The organism is Natronococcus sp. (assembly GCF_047921035.1).
Classification (GTDB): Archaea; Halobacteriota; Halobacteria; order Halobacteriales; family Natrialbaceae; genus Natronococcus.
The window spans coordinates 1-10,310 of the sequence record NZ_JBLRWX010000106.1 but is presented as its reverse complement, the minus strand read 5'-3'; the positions used below and the strand labels follow the sequence as shown (position 1 = coordinate 10,310).

At 67.1% G+C, this 10,310-nt stretch carries 9 protein-coding genes and 1 pseudogene; 6 read left to right on the top strand and 4 right to left on the bottom strand.

The genetic code is table 11. The features are described from left to right. Positions 1-160 precede the first annotated feature (160 nt). Positions 161-1,534 carry a sodium-dependent transporter gene (locus ACNA7R_RS17005; protein WP_416284722.1) on the bottom strand — a complete coding sequence of 458 codons (1,374 nt, stop codon included), beginning with the start codon at positions 1,532-1,534 and terminating at the stop codon, positions 161-163. A 156-nt stretch (positions 1,535-1,690) separates the two neighbouring features. On the opposite strand from ACNA7R_RS17005, the gene ACNA7R_RS17000 reads away from it, so the two are divergent. The 4 genes from ACNA7R_RS17000 to ACNA7R_RS16985 all read left to right on the top strand — a co-directional run bounded on the left by ACNA7R_RS17000 (position 1,691) and on the right by ACNA7R_RS16985 (position 6,355). Beyond that, positions 1,691-3,235: an acyl-CoA carboxylase subunit beta gene (locus ACNA7R_RS17000; protein WP_416284724.1), complete on the top strand. Its 1,545-nt coding sequence runs from the start codon at positions 1,691-1,693 to the stop codon at positions 3,233-3,235. A gap of 1 nt (position 3,236) precedes the next feature. Then, positions 3,237-3,560, top strand: coding sequence for a hypothetical protein (locus ACNA7R_RS16995; protein ID WP_416284721.1), 324 nt, complete (start codon positions 3,237-3,239; stop codon positions 3,558-3,560). Positions 3,561-3,771: 211 nt separating this feature from the next. Further along, a complete protein-coding gene (locus ACNA7R_RS16990; protein WP_416284723.1) occupies positions 3,772-5,601 on the top strand; it encodes an acetyl-CoA carboxylase biotin carboxylase subunit in 1,830 nt (609 codons plus the stop codon). 85 nt (positions 5,602-5,686) lie between these two features. Then, entirely contained in the window at positions 5,687-6,355 is a 669-nt protein-coding gene (locus ACNA7R_RS16985) for a type 1 glutamine amidotransferase (protein WP_416284720.1), read from the top strand. 15 nt (positions 6,356-6,370) lie between these two features. Here ACNA7R_RS16985 and ACNA7R_RS16980 read toward each other — a convergent pair whose 3' ends face one another. Further along, complete coding sequence (locus ACNA7R_RS16980; protein WP_416284719.1) at positions 6,371-7,591, bottom strand: FAD-dependent oxidoreductase; 1,221 nt, start codon at positions 7,589-7,591, stop codon at positions 6,371-6,373. Positions 7,592-7,629: 38 nt separating this feature from the next. After that, positions 7,630-8,712, bottom strand: coding sequence for a radical SAM protein (locus tag ACNA7R_RS16975; RefSeq protein WP_416284718.1), 1,083 nt, complete (start codon positions 8,710-8,712; stop codon positions 7,630-7,632). Between the two features lie 116 nt (positions 8,713-8,828). Here ACNA7R_RS16975 and ACNA7R_RS16970 point away from each other — a divergent pair, with 116 nt between their 5' ends. Continuing rightward, positions 8,829-9,152, top strand: coding sequence for an Htur_1727 family rSAM-partnered candidate RiPP (locus ACNA7R_RS16970; protein WP_416284717.1), 324 nt, complete (start codon positions 8,829-8,831; stop codon positions 9,150-9,152). Positions 9,153-9,248: 96 nt separating this feature from the next. On the opposite strand, the gene ACNA7R_RS16965 is transcribed toward ACNA7R_RS16970, so the two are convergent. Further along, positions 9,249-9,650: a MoaD/ThiS family protein gene (locus ACNA7R_RS16965; RefSeq protein WP_416284716.1), complete on the bottom strand. Its 402-nt coding sequence runs from the start codon at positions 9,648-9,650 to the stop codon at positions 9,249-9,251. A 238-nt stretch (positions 9,651-9,888) separates the two neighbouring features. On the opposite strand from ACNA7R_RS16965, the pseudogene ACNA7R_RS16960 reads away from it, so the two are divergent. Then, positions 9,889-10,310: pseudogene (locus tag ACNA7R_RS16960) on the top strand (hypothetical protein); the annotation flags it as partial.

The window sequence follows — 10,310 nt, the reverse complement described above, 5'->3', positions numbered from 1 at the left end:
GGAGCGGAGACGCACCAGTAGACGTACGTGTGAATGGTGGGACGTTGAACGGCGAGAGTCACCGGCCTATTGCCGGGGACTGATTGCCAGGAGTCCACATCAAAGCCCTACCCTCAACGAGCGAACCCCGTATGGGGTGAGCGAAGTAGGGTAGGGTAGTTTACAGGTTCGCGTCGATCCACTCGGCGAACGGCCCGGTGAGGAAGTCGACGTACTCGACGACGCCGAGGTACAGCGAGACGACGAGTACGAGGATAATCGGGACGCGAATCGCCCAGATCCACGCCTGACCGAGGCCGTCGAGTGGACCGATTCCCTTCTCGAGTTCGTCGATCGCCGCCTTCGGCGCGATCCAGCCGACGAGGATCGTCAGCATCAGCGCGCCGAAGACCAGCAGGATGGCGTCGGCGAACAGGTCGAGCAGGTCGAGGAAGATCAGGTCGTAGGTGACCGGCACCCCCAGCAGGTAGATGACCCCGCCCATTCCGAGGGCGGCCTGCCAGCGCTCGAGCCCCTTCTCGTCGATCACGTAGGAGGTGACGACCTCGAGCAGCGAGATCGCACTCGAGAGCGCGGCGAGCGAGACGGTCGCGAAGAACAACAGCCCGAGGAACTGACCGCCGGTGACGTCGGCGAACGCCTGGGTTAGCGCGACGAAGATTTCGCCGGCACCGCCCTCGCCGGGGTCGGTCATGTCGCCGGCCCACATGATCGGGAAGACGACGAGTCCGGTGAGGAAGGCGATCCCCGTGTCGAAGCCGATGATCGCGACGCCGTCGCTCGCGAGGTTGCGGTCCTCACCGAGATAGGAGGCGTAGGTGATCATCACCCCCATCCCGAGCGAGAGCGTGAAGAACGCCTGTCCGGCCGCGGCCGGCAGGAGTTCGGTCCAGTTCCCGGTAATGGTGCCGAAGTCCGGCGACAGGTAGTACGCGTAGCCGCCGCCGGACCCGGGTAAGGTAAACGCCCACACCGCGAGCCCGAGCAACAGGAGGATGATCGCCGGGACCATCACCTTCACCGCGAGCTCGATCCCCTGTCGGATTCCGAGCGCGACGATACCGACGGTCAGCGCCATGAACACGGTGTGGAGGATGAACGCGTCCAGCCCCGTCGAGAGCGCCCCGAACATGATCTCGGGGTCGCCCTCGTAGGCGGCGATACGACTGGCGTAGCTTCCCCGAAACCCCTCGAGGGTGTAGCGGATGAACCAGCCGGCGACGACGCTGTAGTACGAGAGGATGACGAACCCGGTGACGATGAAGACGCCGCCGACGTACGTCCAGATCCCGCCGCCGTACTCCCGCAGCGCGCCGACGGGGTTACGTTTGGTTTTCCGGCCGACGACGAACTCCGCGAGAATTGCGGGAAACCCGATCAGTGCGATGAACAACAGGTAGACCAGCAGGAACGCCGCACCACCACCTTCGCCGGTGACGAACGGAAACCGCCAGATGTTCCCCAATCCCACCGCGCTCCCGACCGCGGCGAGGATGAACCCTGTCCTCGTGGCCCATGTTTCACGTTGAACCATATCTCCGTGTTTAAAAGGCGCCTATATATAACTTTTTGTGGGCGTCCCCGCGGCGGGGCTGACGTTCCCGATAATTGTGGCAGGTTACGGAATTCTTTTCCTGTTGGTCATCACACAACGGCGTATGAGTCCCACGGCGGTGATCTCGGCATGACGATGGAGGATCGCATCGAGGAACTCGAGGAATTCCGCGAAAAAGCGCGAATGGGCGGCGGTGAGGACCGAATCGAGAAACAACACGACAAGGGGAAGATGACCGCCCGCGAGCGGATCGACTACTTCCTCGACGAGGGCACCTTCACGGAGTTCGACCAGCTCCGGACCCACCAGACCAGCCAGTTCGGGATGGAAGAGAAGAAGATTCCGGGTGACGGCGTCGTCACGGGTTACGGCGAGGTCAACGGCCGCACGGTGTTCGTCTTCGCCCACGATTTCACCGTCTTCGGCGGCTCGCTGGGCGAGGTGTTCGCCGAGAAGATCTGCAAGGTGATGGACATGGCGATGGAGGTCGGCGCGCCGATCGTCGGGCTCAACGACTCCGCCGGCGCGCGCATCCAGGAGGGTGTCAAGAGTCTCGCCGGGTTCACCGAAATCTTCCGGCGCAACCAGCGCGCGAGCGGCGTCGTTCCCCAGATTTCGGGGATCATGGGCCCCTGCGCGGGCGGGGCGGTCTACTCCCCGTCGATCACCGACTTCATCTTTATGGTGAAGGACACGAGCCACATGTACATCACCGGGCCCGGCGTCACCAAGACCGTCACCGGCGAGGACGTCACCCACGAGGAACTCGGCGGGGCGATGACCCACGCCGACAAGACCGGGGTCGCCGAGTTCGCCTGCGAGAACGAGGAGCAGGCCTTAGACGACATCAAGCGCCTGCTGTCGTACCTCCCACAGAACAACGTCGAGGACCCGCCGCGGGTCGACCCCTGGGACGACCGGGATCGGCGTGACGACGCCCTCGAGTCGATCGTCCCCGACAGTCCACAGAAGCCCTACGACATGACCAACGTCATCGACAGCGTGGTCGACGAGGGCTCCTTTTTCGAGGTCGCCGAGAACTTCGCGAAGAACATCGTCGTCGGCTTCGGTCGCCTCGACGGCCGCTCCGTGGGCCTCGTGGCGAACCAGCCCCGCGTCAACGCCGGGACGCTGACCGTCGACGCCTCGATGAAGGGGTCGCGGTTCGTCCGCTTCTGTGACGCCTTTAACATCCCGATCGTCACGTTCGTCGACGTCCCCGGCTACATGCCCGGGACCGACCAGGAACACCGCGGGATCATCCGCCACGGCGCGAAGCTGCTCTACGCCTACTCCGAGGCGTCGGTGCCGCTGCTGACGGTCATCACCCGCAAGGCCTACGGCGGCGCCTACTGCGTCATGGCCTCCAAAAATCTCGGCGCCGACGTCAACTACGCCTGGCCGACCGCCGAGATCGCCGTTATGGGGCCCCAGGGCGCGGTCAACATCCTCTACCGACAGGAACTCGCCGAGGCCGAAAACCCCGACGAGCTCCGGGACGAACTCATCGAGGAGTACCGCGAGGAGTTCGCCAACCCCTACACGGCGACGGATAAGGGCTTCCTCGACGACGTCATTCTCCCGACGGAGACCCGCCCGCGGCTGATCGACGACCTCGAGATGCTCGAGACGAAACGCGAGGACAACCCGGACAAGAAACACGGCAACATCCCGCTCTGAGATGACCGCACAGCACCAGTCGAACGTCGACGCCGGCACCGACGCCGTCGATCTGCTGGGTGGGCTCCCGGAGGGCGTCGACCTCGAACTGCCCGACGACGCCGACAGCGAGGAGGCCGCGGCCATCGTCGCCGCCATCGGCGCCCACCTCCACGATCAGGCGCTGGCCGCCGCGGCCGCGGCTGCCGACGAGGAGGAGACCTGGCAGGATCGTCGCTGGGCGTTCGCCGGTCGCGTGCGCGCCCAGCAGCAACGCGACGTCCGCGTGCCGCTCGACGCGCCGACCGATCCCTGGTCGGCAGCGGGGCGAACGGACCGATACTGAGCGGCGCTCGTCGAACCGCTCGAGCCGACCGACGCCGGACCCGAGGAGCCGCCGTGGCTCGAGGAGGCTCACGGGAAGATCGCCGACGAGCACGGCAACTGACGGCGAGTTCGGCCGCTTCGACCCGAAGCTGTCAACTGAGAGCAGTTCTCCTGTTGACCGATTCGTTGCGAAAAAGTAAGGTAGGCGCCCCGTGACGGTTCTGACAGAAATGTTCAGGAAGGTTCTCGTCGCGAACCGCGGGGAGATCGCCGTTCGGGTGATGCGGGCCTGTGAGGAGTTGAACGTCGGAACCGTCGCGATCTACTCGGAGGCGGACAAGGACTCGGGACACGTCCGGTACGCCGACGAGGCGTACAACGTCGGCCCGGCCCGCGCGGCCGACTCGTACCTCGATCACGAGGCCGTTATCGAGGCCGCACGCAAGGCCGACGCCGACGCGATCCACCCGGGGTACGGCTTCCTCGCCGAGAACGCCGAGTTCGCGGCGAAGGTCGAGGACGCCGACGGGATCACCTGGATCGGCCCCTCGAGTTCGGCGATGGAGTCGCTGGGCGAGAAGACCAAGGCCCGGAAGATCATGAGCGAGGCCGACGTCCCGATCGTCCCCGGGACGACCGATCCCGTCACCGACCCCGAGGAGGTCAAGGCGTTCGGCGAGGAGCACGGCTACCCGATCGCCATCAAGGCCGAGGGTGGCGGCGGCGGTCGCGGGATGAAGGTCGTCTGGGACGAAAGCGAGGTCGAAGACCAGCTCGAGAGCGCGAAACGCGAGGGAGAGGCGTACTTCGACAACGACTCCGTGTATCTCGAGCGTTACCTCGAGAACCCCCGTCACATCGAGGTCCAGATCCTCGCCGACGGCGAGGGGAACGTCCGCCACCTGGGCGAGCGGGACTGCTCGCTCCAGCGCCGTCACCAGAAGGTCATCGAGGAGGGTCCCTCCGCGGCACTGACCGACGAACTCCGCGAGAAGATCGGCGAGTCCGCCCGTCGCGGGGTCTCGGCCGCCGACTACACCAACGCGGGTACCGTCGAGTTCCTCGTCGAGGAGGAGCTCGGCCGTGACGGACCCCTGGGGCCGGACGCGAACTTCTACTTCCTCGAGGTCAACACCCGGATCCAGGTCGAACACACCGTCACCGAGGAGATCACGGGTATCGACATCGTCAAACGCCAGATCCGGATCGCAGCGGGCGAGACGGTCGACTTCGCCCAGGACGACGTCGAGATCGACGGCCACGCCATCGAGTTCCGGATCAACGCCGAGAACGCGGCCAAGGACTTCGCGCCGGCGACCGGCGGCACCCTCTCGACGTACGATCCGCCGGGCGGGATCGGCGTCCGGCTCGACGACGCGCTCAAGCAGGGCGACGAGCTCGTGACCGACTACGACTCGATGATCGCGAAGCTGGTCGTCTGGGGCGCCGACCGCGAGGAGTGTCTCGAGCGCTCGCTGCGGGCGCTGCGGGAGTACGAGATCGAGGGGATCCCGACGATCATCCCGTTCCACCGGCTGATGCTCTCCGACGAGCGGTTCGTCGAGAGCACCCACACGACGAAGTACTTAGACGAGGAACTCGACGAGAGCCGGATCGAGGAGGCCCAGGCCCAGTGGGGCTCCGAGAGCGCCGACGCCGGCGACGAGGAGGAGGCCGTCGAGCGCGAGTTCACCGTCGAGGTCAACGGCAAGCGCTTCGAGGTCAACCTCGAGGAACACGGCGCGCCGGCGATCCCCGCGGGCAACGGCGGCGGCCAGACCCAGGCCGGCGGGCCGCCCGAGCCGGCCGGCGGTTCCAGCGAGACCGAGACCGAGATCGAGGGCGACGGCGAGACCGTCGACGCCGAGATGCAGGGGACGATCCTCGATGTCGAGGTCGAGGTCGGCGACGAGGTCGAGGCCGGCGACGTGCTGGTCGTCCTCGAGGCGATGAAGATGGAAAACGACGTCGTCGCCTCCCGGGGCGGCACCGTCTCCCAGATCGCCGTCGAGGAGGGCGAGAGCGTCGACATGGGCGACACGTTGGTCGTCCTCGAGTAGACCTCCCGCCCGGTCGTTCGGTACCTGTCGCCGGAACCACCGCGATATATATCGTCGCGACCGAATAGCGGAGTAGGAACCACGAATGACCGCGCTCCGCTCGAGTTCTTCGACGCTGTACGTCGTTCGATCCGAGGTCGATCCCGACTGCGAGTACCACTGCGACGCGCTCGCGTCGCGGTTTCCCGACGCCACCGAGATCGACTTCGTCGCGGGCGAGCGGCCTCCGCTCGAGGACGCCGACGGCGTCGTGCTAACTGGGAGTACGGCGGCCGTCTACGAGGCCGACCGTCGGCCGTGGATCGCCGACCAGGAGGCGCTGGTTCGCGAGGTCGTCGATCAGGAGATCCCGACACTGGGGGTCTGTTTCGGCCACCAGGTAGCCAACGCGGCGCTCGGTGGCACCGTCGAGAACGTCGGTACGACCGCGGCGCTCGTCGAGGCCAACCTCGCGGACGACCCGCTGTTCGAGGGCGTCGATCCCGTCGTCCCCGCGGTCCACGGCGACGCCGTCACCGAGCCGGGCGAGGGAATGGAGATCATCGCGTCGGCCGACCACGCCCCCGTGTTCGGCACCCGCCACCGGTCGGCCCCGCTGTGGACCGTCCAGTTCCACCCCGAGATCACCGCCGCCGTCCGCGACCGCCTCGTCGAGGACTTCGACTGGGTGTCGCAACCGTTTTCGTTCGAGGACGTCTCCGCCGACCGCGTCTGCGAGAACTTCGAACGGCTCGTCGCCGAGCGAACGGGGTAGCCTCGAGCCCCCGTCTCAGCGGCCGACGACGTCCTCGTCGGTCGGCCCCTGGCCGTCGAACTCGGCGACCAGGGCGTCGAGGCGGTCGGGATCGTCCGCGCCGGTGAGCCGTCGGGTCGCGGTCTCGCAGTCGGCGTCGACCCCGAGGCGATCGCAGACCAGATCGGCCGTCGCCTCGGCCATCTTCCGGTAGGTCGTCAGCTTCCCGCCGACGATCGTCGCGAGGTTGTCGAGGTCGTCCCGCTCGTGCTCGAGCAGGTGAAAGCCCCTCGAGATCCCCCGCGCGTCGATCGCCGCCTCCTCGGGTTCGTAGAGGGGACGGACGCCCCACCAGGTCCGCAGGCGGGCGGCGTCGGCGACCGCGGGCAGCATCTTCGCACACTCCTCGACCGAACGTTCGACCTCCCAGTCGGCCCGCTCGTACTCCTCGGGGTCGTCGACGGGGACGCTGGTCGTCCCGAGGACGACCTCGTTGTCGTGGGGAACGATGATGTCGCCGTCGTCGGGATCCCGACAGCGGTTGCACACCGGCTCGAGCCGGTCGTAGTCGACCGAGACCATCACGCCCCGCGTCGGGCGGAGGTCGACGGTCGCGTCGGCCAGTTCGGCGACCGAATCCGCGTAGGGCCCGGCGGCGTTGACGACGTGGGTCGGCTCGATCGTCCGGCCGACCTCACCCCCGAGTTCGACGTCGGTGACTCGGCCGTCCTCGCGGTGCATGTCGGTCACCGGGGCGTGGGTCAGGATCTCCGCGCCGTGCTCGCGGGCGTCGGCCGCGTTCGCCGCGACCAGCCGTGAGGGAAGGACGACGCCGTCGGGGACGCGCATCGCCCGCTCGACGTCCTCGCTGAGATCCGGCACCTCCTCCCGTTCGGTGTCGCCGTCGACGACCTCGGTCGGGATACCGACCTCGGCGCAGGCCTCGCGTTTCGCCTCGAAGTAAGCGGGGTCGTCCTCGCTCAACTGGACGAACAGTCCGCCCGTTTCCCTGACGCAGGCGCCGGCGATCTCGGCGAGCGTTCGGCTCTCCTCGAGGCAGGCCCGGGCTTCGGGTCCGTCGGCCTCGGCGTATCGGGCGCCGCTGTGGAGCAGGCCGTGGGAGCGCCCGGAGGTGCCGGCCGAGAGCCCGCCGCGCTCGGCGAGGGTGACGTCGACCCCCCGAAGCGCGAGGTCTCTGGCGATTCCGGTGCCGGTGGCGCCGCCGCCGACGACGAGGACGTCGGTCCGAGTGTCCATACCGTCGTCAGGGATCGGAGACGGACATGCCTTTCACCTCACGGGATAGGGTTCGCCGGCGGCACTCGCTCCCAGGGGAGCGGGCCGTCGTACCCCTCGGGAACGTATGGACAGAGGGGGTCGCTCGCGAGGGGGTCTCCGGTGTGGGCGTACGCCCGCGAGCGACTGCCGCCACAGATCGTCCGGTACGGGCAGGCGCCGCACTTCCCCTCGAGGGCGTCGCGGTCCCGCAACTCGCGAAACAGCGGTGCTTCGCGGTATATCTCGTGGATCGGTCGGTCGCGAACCGAGCCGGCCGACTGCGGGAGGAATCCGGAGGGGAAGACCTCTCCGGTGTGGCTGACGAACGCGAAGCCGTCGCCCGCGATGACGCCGGCCCGTCCGTTCGCCCCCTCGTCGTCCGCGCTGCGCTGGGCGACCACGCGTCGGTACTGGGGCGCCTCGGTCGTCTTCAGTCCGAACGGCTCCTCGTCGGCGACCGCGGAGAGCCACCGCATCACGGCGTCGGCCTCGGCGGGATCGATCGCCTCGAGAACTCGCCCCCGACCGATCGGGACCAGGAAGAACACGCTCCACATGACGGCGCCGAGGTCGCTCACCAGCGAACGGATCGCCGGAAGCTCGCCGACGGTCTCCCGGCAGACGGTCGTGTTGACCTGGACCGGAATCCCGACGTCTCGCGCGTCCTCGACGGCCCGAATCGTCTCCTCGAAACTGCCGGACTCGCCGCGGAAGGCGTCGTGGCTCTCGGCGGAGGCCCCGTCGAGGCTGACGGCGATCCGCTTGAGCCCGGCGTCGGCGAGGGTTTCGACCCGTTCGGTCGACAGCGACCGCGTTCCGCTGGGGGTCATCGTCATCCGCAGTCCCAGCTCGTCGCCGTAGGCGACCAGTTCCTCGGCGTCCTCTCTGACCAGCGGATCCCCACCCGAGAGGACCACGAGCTGTCCCTCCCCGAACGCGGCCGCGTCCTCGAGCAGGCGCTTTCCCTCGGCGGTCGAGAGTTCGTCGGGGTGACGGTCGGGCTGGGCGTCAGCCCGACAGTGATCGCAGGAGAGCCCGCAGGCCTGCGTAACCTCCCAGATGAGCACGAGCGGACGCTCGGACGTGTCGACGGTGTACATCGGTTCGAAACTGGTCGCGGCGGGGGCAAAACCGTCCCTCGCGTTCTCGAGGCCCGGGAACGGGCGGGAAGATGTTCGCCGGAAGGCTCTTCCGAGTTCTATCGGATCCACTCCGTATGGTCGAGAAGACGGTGCGCTCGAGGGTCGACGACGAGAGGGTCTCGAGCCCCCGCTGGGAGGTGTTCGTCCGCGACGAGGCGTCCGACCCGCTGACCTACGCAGGTAGCGTGGTCGCGGCCGACGGCGAGACGGCCCACGAGCACGCCTCGCGGCTGTTCGGCTGGTACGCCGTCGAGGTGTGGGTCTGTCCGGCCGACGACGTCGAGCGGTACTCGGCGCGGGAGACCGAATCCGAGGACGGCGGTCGGGATTCCGGAGACGGGACCGAACCCCGCGTCTACGAGGAGACGGAGGGAACGCCTCGAGCGCGCGAGCGCTGATGCGGATTGCTGTACCGATTTACCGGCGCAACCGCGACCCGGGCGGCGGTTGCGCCGGAACTGACGTACAGTAAACCGTATGAGCGACGGTGCGACTCAACAGCAGAACATGAACGGGTAGATCAGCGCTACCCGATCGCCCGCCTCGAGTTCGGTGTCGAACCCCTCGAAGTGCTCGTTGAACCGGCCGTTGATACAGACGCGAGCGTAGGGGCGGGTCTGGTCGCCCTCGGGATTCTTCCGCCAGGTTCCCGGCAGTTCGTCGGGAACCGGCGCCCAGCCTCTGGCCGTCGCGTCGGCTTCGGTCTCGGCGATGAGCATCTCCTCGACGTCGTGCTCCTCGAAGAAGGCCTCGAGGAACTCCCGCAGCGTCGTCCCCTCGAAGGTAAACTCGAAAGCGTGGTCGCCGACGGCGTCGCGAACGTGGCCCGTACACCGAACGTCGACGGTCGTCGTTTGTACCTGCTGGTCGACTGCCGCGGTCGTCTCCGGGGTCATACTCGAATCGACGGGCCGGACGACCAAACAGGCAGTTACGAACATGTTCGCACAGATCCGGGACGGCGTCGACCGAACCCATCCCTGGTACGATCGGTTCCCGAACCGGTTAGCGGTGACTATTTTTGGAAATCCCTGGAAACTCACACAACACTTAGTAAGAAATAAACAGTATTTAAGCCTAGGCGAAGGAAGAAAAGGATTATGTATCGTTGATTGCTGCGTTCGAGTGCAGACGATGACCCTCCAAACAGACCACCCGCCGCATCCCGCCGACGGCGCCGCCGAAGACGCCCAGGGCTCTCGCGCGGAGCCAGTATCGCTCGACGACGACGACATCTTCCACATTCTGCAGACGAACCGTCGTCGGGACGCGATCCGCTACCTCCTCGAGCACGACGAACCGGTCAAGATGCGCGACGTCGCCGAGTACGTCGCCGCCCTGGAAAACGACACGACCGTCGCGGAGCTGAACTCGACGGAGCGCCAGCGCGTCTACATCCCGCTGTACCAGTCTCACCTCCCGAAACTCGACTCGGAGGGGATCATCGAGTACAACAAGTCCCGCGGGATCGTCCGCCCGACGGAGAAACTCGAGCTGTTCCGCCCGTACCTCGAGTTGCCCGGCGCCGACGGCGAGGGCGACGCCGGCGGCCGACT